Origin of the sequence: Streptomyces sp. SLBN-8D4, from assembly GCF_049739545.1 — a bacterium.
Taxonomy (GTDB): Bacteria; Actinomycetota; Actinomycetes; order Streptomycetales; family Streptomycetaceae; genus Streptomyces; species Streptomyces canus_C.
This window is the reverse complement of sequence record NZ_JBMGQC010000001.1, coordinates 9,684,985-9,697,900: the sequence shown is the minus strand read 5'-3', so window position 1 is coordinate 9,697,900 and position 12,916 is coordinate 9,684,985. Positions and strand designations below refer to the sequence as shown.

Sequence of the window (12,916 nt, the reverse complement as noted above, 5' to 3'; positions counted from 1 at the left end):
AGGCCCTGGCTGTGACCACTCCTCCGTACGCGAGCGACGCACTGGCCGAGGGAACCGTCGACGCGGTGGTGATCGGCGGAGGCGCCGCGGGACTGAACGGTGCACTGATCCTCGCCCGCTCCCGCCGCTCGGTCGTCGTGATCGACAGCGGCTCCCCGCGCAACGCGCCCGCGGAGGCCGTGCACGGCCTCATCGCCCTGGACGGCACCCCGCCGTCCGAGATCCTTCGACGGGGCCGGGAGCAGGTGCGCCAGTACGGCGGACGCGTCGTCCACGGCAAGGTGGTCTCGGCCGAGCCTGCCGCCCCGTCGGCGGACGGGGACCTGCGGTTCACCGTCGCCCTGGCCGACGGCCGCCGCATCACTGCCCGCCGCATCCTCGTGGCCACCGGCCTCACGGATGTGCTGCCCGAGGCGCCCGGGCTCGCCGAGCACTGGGGACACAGTGTGGTGCACTGCCCGTACTGCCACGGCTGGGAGGTGCGCGACGAGCCCATCGGCATCCTCGCCACCGGCCCGGCCTCCGTCGGCCACGCGTATCTGTTCCGTCAGCTGACCGAGGACCTGACCTACTTCACCCACGGCACCGACCTGGACGAGGACAGCCGCGCCCGCTTCGCCGCCCGCGGCATCCGCGTGATCGACACCCCGGTCACCGAGGTCGTCAGTGACGAGGACGGTGCCCTCGCCGGGGTTCGCCTGGCCGACGGGCAGGTCGTGGCCCGCCGCGTCCTCGCGGTCGCCGCGCCGATGCAGGCCCGTACCCAGGGCCTGGAAGGTCTGGGCCTGCCGGTGCGGGACGTGCCGAACATGGGCCGCGCTTTCGCCTCCGGTACGGCCGGCGCCACCGAGGTGCCGGGTGTGTGGGTGGCCGGCAACGTCACCGATCTGGTCGCCCAGGTCGGGGCCTCCGCAGCGGCCGGCGCACTGGCCGGCGCCGACATCAACAAGATGCTGGCCATCGCGGACGCCGACGCGGCCCTCCAGGGGATCACCGAGGGAAGCCCGCAAGGGGCCACAGGATGATCTTGAAGCCCGGAGATCTCAGCCCGTCACCCGCTCGCCTCACGGGCAGTCAAGTGATTCCGCTCGTCCGCCGCGTCCCCCTCTGGAGCTTCTGATGTCCTTCCTTGCGAACACCCCGGTGGAGAAAATGGCCGGGCCTTACGCGCGGCGCTGGTGGGCGCTGCTCGTGCTGTGTCTGAGCCTGCTGATCACGGTGATGGCGAACACGTCGCTGATCGTCGCCGCGCCCGACATGACCACCGACCTGGGCCTGAGCAGCAGTGATCTGCAGTGGGTCGTCGACAGCTACACCGTTCCGTACGCGGCGCTGATGCTGGTGCTGGGCGCGATCGGCGACAAGTACAGCCGGCGCGGCGCGCTGGTGCTGGGTCTGCTGATCTTCGCCGGCGGTTCGGTGATGGGGAGCCTGGTCGACGAGACCTCGCTGGTCATCGTGGCCCGCGCGATCATGGGTGTCGGTGCCGCGGTCGTGATGCCGGCCACGCTGTCCCTGGTGGTCGCGACCTTCCCCCGCAGCGAGCGGGCCAAGGCCATCACCGCCTGGGCCGCGACCTCCGGGGTGGCGGTAGCCGTCGGCCCGCTGGTCTCCGGCTGGCTGCTGGAGGACCACGCCTGGGGTTCGACCTTCCTGATCAACGTGCCGATCGCCCTCCTCGCCGTGGTCGGCGCGCTTGCCCTGGTACCGCCGTCCAAGGCGGAGGGCAGGGGCCGGATCGACTACGTCGGTGGTCTGCTGTCGATCGTGACCATCGGCTCCCTGATCTACGCCGCCATCGAGGGCCCGCACGCCGGCTGGGGCGTCGGCCCCGTCACTGCCGCCGTGGTCGCCGGTGTCGGTCTGGTCGCCTTCGTCGCCTGGGAGCTGCGGCACCCGCACCCGATGCTGGACGTCCGGAAGTTCGCGCTGCGGCCCTTCACCGGCTCGATGCTCACGGTGATGTTCTTCTTCTTCGGTATGTTCGCCGTGCTCTACTACGCGACGCAGTTCATGCAGTTCGTCCTCGGTTACGACGCCCTGGACACAGGCCTACGGCTGCTGCCGCTGGGCGGAGCGGTGTTCCTCGGGTCCGCGGTGACCGGGGTGCTCGCCCCGAAGCTGGGGGTGAGGGTGATGGCCGTGACCGGCTTGACCATCGGCACGGCGGGCATGTTCCTGCTCACCCAGATCGACAAGGGGTCGACGTACGGGGACTTCCTGGTGCCGCTGATGATGCTGGGCCTCGCGCTCGGACTGGCCATCTCCCCGGCCACCGACACGATCATGGGCTCCTTCCCCGAGTCCGAGCTGGGCGTCGGCGGTGGTGTCAACGACACCGCGCTCGAGCTGGGGGGGGGCGCTGGGCATCGCGGTGCTGGGCTCGCTGCTGGGCACGGCCTACCGGGACGAGCTGACCGACCTGGTGGGCAACCGGCTCCCGGCGCAGGCGATGGAGACCGCCAAGGACTCGGTCGGCGCCGGCCTGGCCGTCGCGGAGCGGGTCGCGCAGGATCCCTCCGCCGGGCCCCAGCAGGCCCAGGCCGCCGTGGACGCCGTCCACCAGGCCTTCGCCCACGGCGTCGCCCAGGCCAGCCTCATCGGCGGGATCATCATGGCCGCCGGAACCCTGATCGTCCTCGCGGTCCTGCCGGGCCGACGCGGGTTCACGAGGAAGAACACCGAGCCGGAGGCCGGAACTGCGGCGAGCGAGGCGCCGACTGTGCGGGAACACACCGGGTCCACCCGCTAGATCGCCGGCGGGGCGTCCACTGGATCGCCGGGGACGCTCCGCCGGAGCGACGGGCGACAGCCCGGCGGCGCGAGACGTGCAGGGCGCGGGCGACGGCTTGCCCTGCTTGCACGATCCGCTCCCAGGTGCGGACCGCCGGCCAGCACCTGTTCCGCTCGTAGACCGTCTTCCAGCTACCGAACCGGGCCGGCAGATGCAGCTTCAGGCCTGCTCACTCCGCGTTCGTCAGATCGCCTCTTCCCATGACTGAGAACACGGCGACCAGGACGAGAACCTAGTCCGTGAGGTCCGCCGCGAGATTCGCGATGTTGGTGAGCAGTGCCGTGCCGCGCCGGGAGTGGTCGTAGCCGGCGAGGGGGTAGCCGTTGCTCAGGCAGGCGAAGGACAGACCGGTCTCCGGGTCCATGAAGCCGAGTTGGTAGGCGGCTCCGGCGCTGCCGAAGAGGGCGGCCGAACCGGTGGACGGCAGGTTGCTGCCCGCGTCCGGGCCGGCCACGGTGACGAACAGGCCCATGCTGGTACGGCGGTTGGAGCCGCCCCCGTAGATCTGCTCCCCGTGCGGGTGGTCCGTCAGCCGGATCCGGGTGCCCTCCGCCACGGCCTCCGGCTTCCACAGTCCCGAATGTTCCAGCGCCTGGAAGTACAGGGCGACGTCGGCGGCCGTGGCGACCAGCGCGTGGCTGGGCTCCCCGGCCGCCAGCACCCGCGGGTCGGAGAGGTACCACGGACCCCAGGGGTCGGGCTCCTGCTCGTCGCTCGTACGGTCGGTGGCGGTCATCGGGGCCACGGTGGCCGGCTGCCGGTCCACCGGTACGCCGAGTTCGAGCGAGGACAGGCCGAGCGGTACGGCGATCCGGTCGCGCAGGTAGTCGGCGAAGGCGAGGCCCGTACGCCGTTCCACGATCTCGGCGACCAGCCAGGCCGCCGAGGTGAGGTGGAACTGGAAGCGGCTGCCCGGCGGACAGTCGAGCCGCCAGCGGCCGAAGGCGGCGAGGCGCTGCTCGCGGTCGAGCATCTTCGGGTACCCGAGCGGTGCGAAGGGGAAGCCGGCGGTGTGGGTGAGCACCTGCTCGACCGTCACCTCCTCCTTCCCGTTGGGCGCGAACTCCGGGATGATCGCGGCGACTTGCTCGGCCACGTCCAGCAGGCCGTCGCCGATCAGCTTCCAGACCGCGCCCGCGACGATCGACCGCCCGACGGACTGCAGGACGTATCGCGTGGACGGTTCGGCCTCCCCCCAGGTCTCGAAGGCGACCAGTCTTCCGCCCCGCGCCACGGCGACCTGGGCGGACGGCAACCGTCCGTGCTCGACCTCCAGGCGGATCCGGCGCAGGAGCACGTCCAGCCGGTGCGGGTCGACGCCGAGGGCTTCCGGGGCGACGACCGAGTGGTCAAGCGTCACGTGGTTCTCCTTCGAGCGCGGTGGGTTCCCCTTCGAGCGCGGTGGGTTCCCGAAGGCTTCGGCGTACGACCTTGCCGTTCGCGTTGCGCGGCAGGTCGTCCACGAACCACCAGCGGACGGGGACCTTGAACCCGGACAGCCGGGCGCGGGTGTGGTGGGTGAGTGCCGCGGGCTGCGGTGGGGCGTCGGGATCGGCGGGGACGACGAAGGCGACGACGGTCTGACCGAGGCGCTCGTCCGGAACGCCGGTGACCGCGACGTCCGCCACCGCGGGGTGCGCGGACAGGACCGTCTCCACCTCCAGCGGGTGGACGTTCTCGCCACCACGGATGATCATGTCGGTGCGTCGGCCGAGCAGGTAGAGATACCCGTCCTCCGCCACGCGGCCCAGGTCGCCGCTGTGCAGCCAGCCCTCGGCGTCGATCCTGAAGAGGTGGTCGGCGCGGGCGTGGATCTCTCCGACGCCGTCCGGGCCGGGGTCGTGGACCCTGATCTCGACACCGGGTGCGGGCCGCCCCACCGACCGCAGCAGCTCGGTGCGCCCGGCCACCGCCTCCCGGTGGTCCTCCGGGGTGAGCACGCTGATCGGCGAGCCCTCGGTCTGGCCGAACATGTTGAGCATGCGGACGCCGGGCATCGCCTCGTACGTCCGCCGCAGCGTGCCGGGGCGGACGGGCGCACCGCCGTACTGGAGGGTCCGCAGCGTCTCGTGGCGGGCCTGTCCGGCCGCAAGCAGGGTCTCCAGCATCGCGGGGACCATGCTGGTGTGCGTGGTGCCGAGCTCCCGCAGCAGGCCCCAGCCCTCGACGGTGAAGCGGGGCAGGCCGGTGATCAGGGCGCCGGCGGCGAGGGCGACGGCGATGTTGCCGAGGCCCGCGATGTGGTGGAAGGGCGCGCTGCCGCCGTAGAAGCTGTCGGGGTCGAGCCCGCACAGCCGCCCGTTCACGCGGCCCCGGGCGGCCAGGCGCCGTTGGCTCATGGGGACGGGCTTGGGCAGGCCCGTCGTTCCGGAGGTGTGCAGGACGGCTGCGAGGTCGTCGGGTCCGGCCGCCAACCGCCGTGTACCGGGCGGGAGTTCGGGAACGACGACCATCCGTCGGCCGGACAGGTCGGCGACCTGCCTGCCGAGGTCGGCGAACTCGGGCTGCGCCAGTAGCACTTGAGCCCGCGTTTCCTTGACCACGGCGGCGATCTCGTACGCCGTCATGCGGACGCCGAGCGGGGCGAGCGGGTGGCCGGATCCGGCGCCGCCGATCACCAGCGCGAGGGCGTCGGCGGAGGTGGCGACCAGCGCGGGCACCGGTTCGCCGGGCTCCAGACCGAGGGTGTCCAGCCAGTCGGCCGCGCCGGCCGCACGGTCGAGGAGTTCGCGTCCGGTCCAGGTCAGGTCGCCGAACCGGACGGCGGGGCGGGCGTGGTCGTAGGCGCGGCTCACCATGGCGGTCCAGGTGGCCGCCTGCATCCCTTCCTGCGCGGCGGCCACCGGGTCAGGGCTCCAGGCGGGCCGCCGCGGTGCCGGTGACCACCTCGGCGCCGTCCTGGTTGACGGTGCGCAGGGTGAAGCGGGCGACCGGGCCCGTCGGCGTGTCCTCGATCGACTCGACGGTGACCGTGGCGGTGAGGGTGTCGCCGGGCCAGACCTGGGCCTTGAAGCGCACGCCGTAGCGCAGCAGTGCCTCGGTGCCGACCCAGTCGGTCAGGACCCGGCCGGTCATGCCCATCGTCAGCATGCCGTGGGCGAAGACGCCGGGATAGCCGGCGGCCTCGACGGCGAACCGCTCGTCGGTGTGCAGGGGGTTGAAGTCGCCGGAGGCGCCCGCGTACTGCACGATCCGGGTGCGCTTGAGGTCGTCGACGAGGACGCTCTCGCGCGTCTCGCCGACCTTGATGTCGTCCGGGCTCAGGCTCATCGGGCGTCCTTCGGGGTCGCCGGGCCCTCGGGGACGACGGCCACGGTCACGGCACTGACGACCGGCTCGCCGTCTGCGTCCCGGTACTCGGTGATGCGCTCACTGAAGAGCAGGCGGCCGGTGCGGCCCTGCTTCTCCCAGCTGCGGCCGGTGCTGTTGTGCGCGTAGAGGGTCTCGCCGGCGCGCACCGGACGGTGGTACTCGAAGTGCTGCTCGGCGTGGAGCCCGCCACCGCCCTCGGCCATGACGCCGGCGTCACGCCCCGACCCGAACCACTCCTCGTCCGGCTTGGGACGCAGGTGGTACTCGGGGTCGTAGTGGGCGCTCGCCATGGTGAAGGTGGGCGGTGCGAGCGCCGACTCGCCCTGGTAGGCGGGGTTCTCGTCACCGATGGCGCGGGCGAACATCATGATGTGCCCGGCCTCGACGGGGAAGGGTTGCCCTGTCATCTGCGTGTGCTCCTCGCATCGGTTCAGTACGGCAGAAACGCGTCGCGCGTGGCCTCATCCGGGTCGAAGTCGGGGGGCAGGCCCTCGAACTTGGGCTCCCGCTTCTCCACGAAGCTCGACACGCCCTCGCGGAAGTCGGGCGAGCCCGCGAAGAACTCCATAGCGGAGTAGGAGCGGGCGAGGGCGTCGGTGAAGGTGCGGTCCAGGTCGCCGTACACCTGGTGCCGCAGGACGGCCATGGCCCGCGGCGAGCAGTTCCGGGCGATGTCCCGGGCGTAGGCGCGGGCGGCGTCGAGCAGGTCCTCGGGTTCCACGACGCGGCTGACCAGGCCGAGGCTCTTCGCCTCGTCGGCGTCGAGGACGCGGCCGGACAGCAGCAGGTCGAGCGCGTTCTCCAGACCGATGACGCGCGGCAGCACGTACGGCAGGTTGTACTCGCCGGCCAGGCCGCGGCGGGTGAACGCGGTGGTGAAGCGTGCCCCTCGGGCGGCGAAGCGGACGTCGCAGATGAGCGCCTGGACCAGGCCGATGCCCGCGCAGGCGCCGTTGACGGCGGCGATCAGCGGCTTCGGCATGTTCCGCCTGCTGTACATGGGGACGCGGGCCTGGAGGTTGAGGGACTCCCCCGGCTGCGAGTTCCGCTCCAGGCGCTGCATGTCCATCCCCGGGCAGAAGGCCCTGCCCGCACCGGTGATGATCACCACTCTGACGGCGGGGTCCTGTGCGGCCCGGTCGAGGAGCGCGAAGAAGCGGCGCTCCATCGGCAGGCTCCACGCGTTCTTGCGCTCGGGCCGGTTGAGGGTGACGGTGGCGACGCCGTCCTCGTCCACCTCGTACAGGACCAGGTCCAGGTCCTCGGGGGCCACCACGGTTTCCTCGGGCATCACGTCACTCCTCGTCCAGCGGTTCGATCGGGTCGCCGACGCCGGGCCGTTCCCCGGAGATGGTCACCACCACCTGACCGCGGGCGCAGAGGCGTCCGTCGGCCCTGACGTCGACGTCGGCGAAGTGCACCCGGCCGCCCCGCCGCACACAGCGCGCGTACGCGACCGCCTCACGGCCGCGGGCCGGTGCGAGGTACTGCACCGACATCGACACGGTGCTGAGCCGGCTGCCCTTGGTGAAGTCGTGTCCGGCGATCACGGCTCCGGCGCCGGCGGTGTCGATGAGCGCGGAGATGACGCCGCCGTGGAAGACGTCCTCGTGGGCCGAGAGGGACTCGGCGTAGGGGAGCACGATCTCGACCTCGTCCGCGTCCCAGCGCGTGACCCGGATCCGGCAGCGCCGGTTGAAGGCGACCCCGCGCTCCCAGCGGGCCCGGAACCAGGCCCGGCGTTCGCGCTGTTCCTGATCGGTGAGGGTCCTCGCCGCGACGGTCATCAGCCCGCCCTCCGGTCCCGGCCTGACGGCCGATCCATATAGTTACATGAATTGAATAGATGAGGCAATCGCGCGAGCCGCAGCTCGGCGCTAGATGTATTATTTATATAACTGATTCGCCGTCCGTGAACAGAGGGAGACCCAGATGCCGTCGACCGCCTTGGCCGGGATCCGCGTGCTCGATCTGTCCCGCATCCTCGCCGCGCCGCTGGCCACCCAGATGCTGGCCGATCTGGGCGCCGAGGTGATCAAGGTCGAGCGGCCCGGATCGGGGGACGACTCCCGGTCGTACGGCCCTCCCTTCGCCCCCGGGCCCGAGGGCGACCGGACCGACACCGCCGCCTTCTACCTCTCCTGCAACCGGAACAAGCGGTCGGTCACCGTCAACCACGCCTCCCCCGAGGGACAGGAACTGATCCGCGCCCTCGCCGCGCGGTCGGACGTACTGGTCGAGAACTTCCGGACGGGCACGCTGGCGAAGTACGGCCTGGACCACGAGAGCCTGCGCGCGCTCAACCCGCGCCTCGTCTACCTCTCGGTCACCGGCTTCGGCCAGACCGGCCCGTACGCCGACCGCCCCGGCTACGACGGCATCTTCCAGGCCATGTCCGGGATGATGAGCGTCTCCGGGCACCCCGAGGAGCCGATGAAGGTCGGCGTCAGCATGATCGACATCCTGACGGGGCTGTACGCCTCCACGGCCGTCCTCGCGGCCCTGCGCCACCGGGACCTCACCGGCGAGGGCCAGTTCATCGACCTGTCCCTGCTGGACTGCGGCCTGGCCTCGCTGTCCCACTTCGCGATGAACTACCTGGTCTCCGGCGAGGTTCCGCAGCGGCGCGGCAACGGCGGGTACGGCGGGATCCCCTCGCAGGCCTTCCCCTGCAAGGACAAGCCGATCTTCCTGGTCGCGGGCAACGACAAGCAGTTCGCCGCGTTCTGCGCCGCGGCCGACCGCACCGACCTCCTCCAGGACGAACGGTTCGCCACGACCCCCGCCCGGATCGCCCACCGTGAGGAGATCCTGCCGGTGCTGGCGGCGATCCTGCGCACCCGCACCCGGGACGAGTGGCTGACCGTACTCGACGCACACGACGTCCCCGCGGGCCCGTACAACGAGATGCCCGAGGTCTTCGCCGACCCGCAGATACAGCACCGGGGCATGCTGATCGAGGTCGAGGACCCGGCCTCCGGGCCCCTGCCGATGCTCGCCAACCCCATCCGGTTCACGGCAACCCCGGTCGAGGGGTACGCCCCGCCGCCGGCGCTGGGTGAGCACACCGACGAAGTACTCACCGCTCTCGCGGGGGTGACGGAGAGTCAGCTGGCTGCGCTGCGGGGCCGGGGTGTCGTCTAGCGGCGTCAGCCGATCAGGGTCCGGCCGCCCTCCAGCATCAGCGTCGCGCCGGTCAGATATGCCATGTCGTCGCTGACCAGCGCGGCCACCGCCCGGCCGATGTCGGCCTCCGGGTCCCCGAGCCGGCCCAACGGGATCTGCCGGGCGAGCTCGTCCGCCTTGTCCGGGTGCGCGGCCAGGTAGTCCTCCGCCGCCGGGCTGAGCGCGGCCGGACAGATGACGTTCACCCGGATCCCGTACGCGCCCCACTCCCGCGCGGCGACCCGGCTCAGGCCGCGGATCGCCTCCTTGGCCATCGCGTACGCCGCGAAGGTCGCCTCGCCCTGCACGGCGGCCGAGGAACCGAGGTTCACCACGCTGCCACGGCTCTCCTTGAGGTGGGGCAGGGCGGCCCGCATCGCGTGGAAGGCGGCCAACGGTCCGCTGCGGTAGGTGAGTTCGACATCCTCGTACGACGTCTCCGCCAGCCGGCGCTGCACCGAGGACTGCGCATTGTTGACGAGCACGTCGAGACCGCCGAACTCCCGTACCGTCCCGGCCACCATGCGGTCGACGTCGTCCCGCTCCCCCACGTCCCCGACCACGGTGAACGCCCGTCCCCCACGCTCGGTTATCTCCCAGGCCGTGTCCTTCAGCTTGGCCTCGATGCGGCCGGTGATCACCACGGCCGCCCCTTCGGCCGCCAGCGCGAGCGCGATGCCGCGCCCCACGCCCTGCCCGCCGCCGGTGACCAGCGCCGTCTTCCCTGACAAACGTGCCATCACGTCTCCTTCCAGAAGGCCGACCAGGCGGGGAAGGCCTCGGGCAGCGCCGGCTCCCCGGCACCCTCCCAGCCCTTGAATCCCACGGCCTGGGGGCGCTCGGTCACGTCCGCCGCGTACCAGTGCCGCTCGCGGCGCCGGGAGAAGTACCACTCGCCGTCCACGCGCGCGTAGTCGTCCCAGTAGCAGATCGCCATCACGATCCACCGCTCCCCCACCTCGTGCTCGGCCCGGCAGTACACCGCGCCGGTCGCCGTGTCGCGGCCGGTGAACTCGACGCGGTGGCCGCAGATCTGGTGGACCGACCGGTGGAAGCCGCGCACCTGGGGTTCGATGTGCCGCCGTAGGACATCCCGCCCGCGGCCGTGGCGCCCCATGTCCACGTCGGGCCGGAAGCAGCCGACCCAGGCGTCCAGGTCGCGGCCGTCCACGGCGAGCGCGTAGCGGATGGGCAGCTGCTGGATGGCGAGCTGCGACTCGATGCGGTCGAGACGGTCCTCGACCGGCGTCACGGGCGCGGCTCCTTGGGCAGACCGAGGACCTGCTCCCCGATGATGTTGCGCTGGATCTCGCTCGACCCGCCGTAGATCGTCTCGGCGAGAGAGAGCAGGAAGGAGCGCTGGCGGCGGTCCAGGGCGTAGTCCTCGCCGACGATCTGTCCGGCGGGTCCCGCCAATTCCGTGGCCAGCTGGCCGAGTTGCTGATGGCGGGTGGAGGCGTACAGCTTCGCGGTGGTGGCCTGTGCTCCCGGCGTGCGGCCGGCGGTCAGTTCGGCGATGGTGCGCAGGTTGGTGGTGCGCATGATGCGTACGGAGATCCAGGCGTCGACGATACGGCGGCGCAGCATCGGGTCGTCGAGCGCGCCCCGCTCCCGGGCCAGGTCGATCAGCGCCTCGGCCTCCCGCTCGAAGGTGAGCTGCTGGGGCAGGAGCGTGGTGCCGCGTTCGATGCCGAGCGTGGCCATCGCGGTGCGCCAGCCCTGACCGACCTCGCCGACGACCATGTCGGCGCCCGTACGGGCGTCGGAGAGGAAGACCTCCGCGAACTCGTCCTGCCCGGCGAGGTTGCGGATGGGGCGGATCTCCACGCCGGGCTGGTCCGTGGGCACCAGCAGCAGGCTCAGGCCCTTGTGCCGCACGGACCGCGGATCGGTGCGGGTGAGGACGTAGAGCCAGTCGGCGTGCACACCGAACGAGGTCCACACCTTCTGTCCGCTGACCACCCACTCTCCCCCACTCTCGGCTCCGCTCGAGCGGGAGGTGCCCCCATCGTCCAGTTCCGCCCGGGTGCGCACGGACGCCAGGTCGGAACCGGCGCCCGGCTCGCTGAATCCCTGACCCCACAGCTCCTCGACGGCGAGGATCGGCGGCAGGAAACGCTTCTTCTGCGCCGCGCTGCCCATCTTGAGGAGCATCGGGCCGAGCAGGTCGAGGGCGTTGACGGTGGCCCGGTACGGGGCGTTCACGCGGGCGTACTCGTACTCGAAGACGATCTCTTCCAACAGTCCTAGCCCGCGTCCGCCGTACTCCTGGGGCCAGCCGACGCCCAGCCAGCCTCCGGCGGACAGTTCACGGTCCCAGGCGAGGCGTACGTCCCAGGCCGCTCCGTCGGTGGGGCCGCCCACGCCCCGGTGCTCGGCGAACTCCCCCACGAGGTGGTCCGCCAGCCAGTCCCGCACCTCGTCGCGGAAGTCGCGTACGGCGGGCCCGAAGTCCAGCTCCATGTCTGCTTTCTCCCTTGGGTCTCAGATGCCGAGCCGGGTGGCGAGCAGTTCCCGGTGGTACGACGGTGTGCCGAGCAGCACTTCGGAGCTCTTGGCCCGCTTGAAGTACAGGTGCGCGGGGTGCTCCCAGGTGAAGCCGATACCGCCGTGGACCTGGATGTTGTCGGCGGCGACCTTGGTGAACGCCTCCGAGCAGAAGGCCTGGGCGAGGGCGGCGGCGATCGCGATCTCCGCCTCGTCGCCCGCGTCCAGCGCCCACAGTCCGCCGTACGCGGCCGAGCGGGCGGACTCGATCTCCATGAGCATGTCGGCGCACTTGTGCTTGATTCCCTGGAACGAGCCGATGGGCCGGCCGTACTGCTCGCGGATCTTGGCGTACTCGACGGCGGCGTCCAGGGCGGCCGCGGCTCCTCCGACCTGTTCGGCGGACAGGAGTACGGCCGCGGTGGCGAGGGTGCGCTCCAGGGCGGGCCACGCCGTGCCCTCGGGGCCCAGGAGGCGGGCGGGGGTGTCCGTGAACTCGATCCGGGCCTGTTTGCGGGTCTGGTCGAGGGTGGGGACGGGGGTGCGGGTGAGGCCTGGTGCGTCGGCGGTCTCGACGGCCAGGAGGCTGATGCCACCGGGCGTGCGGGCGGCGACCAGGAGCAGGTCGGCGAGGTGTCCGTCGGGGACGTATGTCTTCACGCCGGTCAGTCGCCAGCTGCCTGTGCCGTCGTGGGCGGCGGTGAGCCCGATGCCCTGCTCGTCCCAGCGGCCACTGTCCTCGGTGAGCGCCAGTGTGGCCACCGTCTCGCCGGACGCGATGCCCGGCAGGAGGTCGTGCCGCGCCTGTTCGTCGGCGCAGCGCAGCAGGGCCTCGGCGGCCAGGGCCACGGTGGCGAAGTACGGCCCGCCGAGCAATGCGCGGCCCGCCTCCTCGAAGACGATGCCCAGGTCGACGTAGCCGAAGCCCGAGCCGCCGTACTCCTCCGGGACGGCGAGGCCCTGGAGGCCGAGTTCGCCGGCCATCCGCCGCCAGACGACGGGGTCGTGACCCTGAGGGTCGGCGGCCAGGCGGCGCACGGTCGCCTCGTCGGAGTGCTTGGCGAGGAACGAGCGGACGACCTTGCGCAGTTCGTCCTGTTCCTCGCTGTAGGTGAGATCCATGCCGAACTTCCCGTCCTCCGTGCAACGTCACGTGCG

Annotated in this window: 12 protein-coding genes and 2 pseudogenes; 3 read left to right on the top strand and 11 right to left on the bottom strand. The window is 71.7% G+C overall.

Going from position 1 to position 12,916, the window contains the following annotated elements; translation table 11 throughout:
- Positions 1-5: 5 nt before the first annotated feature.
- A complete protein-coding gene (locus tag RKD20_RS44080) occupies positions 6-1,025 on the top strand; it encodes an NAD(P)/FAD-dependent oxidoreductase (protein WP_424883473.1) in 1,020 nt (339 codons plus the stop codon).
- 94 nt (positions 1,026-1,119) lie between these two features.
- Positions 1,120-2,752 (top strand): annotated as a pseudogene (locus RKD20_RS44075) (MFS transporter).
- Positions 2,753-2,840: 88 nt separating this feature from the next.
- Here RKD20_RS44075 and RKD20_RS44070 read toward each other — a convergent pair.
- The 7 genes and pseudogenes from RKD20_RS44070 to RKD20_RS44040 all read right to left on the bottom strand — a co-directional run.
- Positions 2,841-2,945, bottom strand: a pseudogene (locus RKD20_RS44070) (IS5/IS1182 family transposase); the annotation flags it as partial.
- 81 nt (positions 2,946-3,026) lie between these two features.
- Positions 3,027-4,154 (bottom strand): serine hydrolase domain-containing protein, encoded by a 1,128-nt coding sequence (locus RKD20_RS44065; protein ID WP_424882646.1) that lies wholly within the window; start codon positions 4,152-4,154, stop codon positions 3,027-3,029.
- On the bottom strand, positions 4,144-5,637 hold the full coding sequence (locus tag RKD20_RS44060) for a class I adenylate-forming enzyme family protein (protein WP_424882645.1): 1,494 nt from the start codon (positions 5,635-5,637) through the stop codon (positions 4,144-4,146). Before RKD20_RS44060 ends, RKD20_RS44065 begins: the two co-directional genes overlap by 11 nt.
- Positions 5,638-5,641: 4 nt before the next feature.
- On the bottom strand, positions 5,642-6,064 hold the full coding sequence (locus RKD20_RS44055; protein ID WP_424882644.1) for a MaoC/PaaZ C-terminal domain-containing protein: 423 nt from the start codon (positions 6,062-6,064) through the stop codon (positions 5,642-5,644).
- Positions 6,061-6,513, bottom strand: coding sequence for an FAS1-like dehydratase domain-containing protein (locus RKD20_RS44050; RefSeq protein ID WP_424882643.1), 453 nt, complete (start codon positions 6,511-6,513; stop codon positions 6,061-6,063). Before RKD20_RS44050 ends, RKD20_RS44055 begins: the two co-directional genes overlap by 4 nt.
- Before the next feature lie 23 nt (positions 6,514-6,536).
- A complete protein-coding gene (locus RKD20_RS44045; RefSeq protein ID WP_424882642.1) occupies positions 6,537-7,397 on the bottom strand; it encodes an enoyl-CoA hydratase-related protein in 861 nt (286 codons plus the stop codon).
- A gap of 4 nt (positions 7,398-7,401) precedes the next feature.
- A complete protein-coding gene (locus RKD20_RS44040) occupies positions 7,402-7,893 on the bottom strand; it encodes a PaaI family thioesterase (RefSeq protein ID WP_424882641.1) in 492 nt (163 codons plus the stop codon).
- Positions 7,894-8,038: 145 nt separating this feature from the next.
- Here RKD20_RS44040 and RKD20_RS44035 point away from each other — a divergent pair, with 145 nt between their 5' ends.
- Positions 8,039-9,250, top strand: coding sequence for a CaiB/BaiF CoA transferase family protein (locus tag RKD20_RS44035; RefSeq protein WP_424882640.1), 1,212 nt, complete (start codon positions 8,039-8,041; stop codon positions 9,248-9,250).
- A gap of 5 nt (positions 9,251-9,255) precedes the next feature.
- Here the strand turns inward: RKD20_RS44035 and RKD20_RS44030 are convergent, their stop codons facing one another.
- Genes RKD20_RS44030 through RKD20_RS44015 form a run of 4 tightly spaced genes read right to left on the bottom strand, consistent with a single transcriptional unit; the run spans position 9,256 to position 12,880 of the window.
- Complete coding sequence (locus RKD20_RS44030; protein ID WP_424882639.1) at positions 9,256-10,011, bottom strand: SDR family NAD(P)-dependent oxidoreductase; 756 nt, start codon at positions 10,009-10,011, stop codon at positions 9,256-9,258.
- Entirely contained in the window at positions 10,011-10,523 is a 513-nt protein-coding gene (locus tag RKD20_RS44025; protein WP_424882638.1) for a nuclear transport factor 2 family protein, read from the bottom strand. Before RKD20_RS44025 ends, RKD20_RS44030 begins: the two co-directional genes overlap by 1 nt.
- The gene (locus RKD20_RS44020) at positions 10,520-11,734 is read right to left on the bottom strand and encodes an acyl-CoA dehydrogenase family protein (protein ID WP_424882637.1); all 1,215 of its coding nucleotides are present in this window, start codon (positions 11,732-11,734) and stop codon (positions 10,520-10,522) included. The genes RKD20_RS44025 and RKD20_RS44020 overlap by 4 nt, the downstream gene beginning before the upstream one ends.
- A gap of 21 nt (positions 11,735-11,755) precedes the next feature.
- Entirely contained in the window at positions 11,756-12,880 is a 1,125-nt protein-coding gene (locus RKD20_RS44015) for an acyl-CoA dehydrogenase family protein (RefSeq protein ID WP_424882636.1), read from the bottom strand.
- Between the last annotated feature and the right edge of the window lie 36 nt (positions 12,881-12,916).

Excerpts from the sequence above, each read along its gene's own strand:
- RKD20_RS44030 (WP_424882639.1), bottom strand. The coding sequence starts at position 10,011 with ATGGCACGTTTGTCAGGGAAGACGGCGCTGGTCACCGGCGGCGGGCAG.
- RKD20_RS44015 (WP_424882636.1), bottom strand. The coding sequence starts at position 12,880 with ATGGATCTCACCTACAGCGAGGAACAGGACGAACTGCGCAAGGTCGTC.
- RKD20_RS44045 (WP_424882642.1), bottom strand. The coding sequence starts at position 7,397 with ATGCCCGAGGAAACCGTGGTGGCCCCCGAGGACCTGGACCTGGTCCTG.
- RKD20_RS44050 (WP_424882643.1), bottom strand. The coding sequence starts at position 6,513 with ATGACAGGGCAACCCTTCCCCGTCGAGGCCGGGCACATCATGATGTTC.
- RKD20_RS44035 (WP_424882640.1), top strand. The coding sequence starts at position 8,039 with ATGCCGTCGACCGCCTTGGCCGGGATCCGCGTGCTCGATCTGTCCCGC.
- RKD20_RS44040 (WP_424882641.1), bottom strand. The coding sequence starts at position 7,893 with ATGACCGTCGCGGCGAGGACCCTCACCGATCAGGAACAGCGCGAACGC.
- RKD20_RS44020 (WP_424882637.1), bottom strand. The coding sequence starts at position 11,734 with ATGGAGCTGGACTTCGGGCCCGCCGTACGCGACTTCCGCGACGAGGTG.
- RKD20_RS44055 (WP_424882644.1), bottom strand. The coding sequence starts at position 6,064 with ATGAGCCTGAGCCCGGACGACATCAAGGTCGGCGAGACGCGCGAGAGC.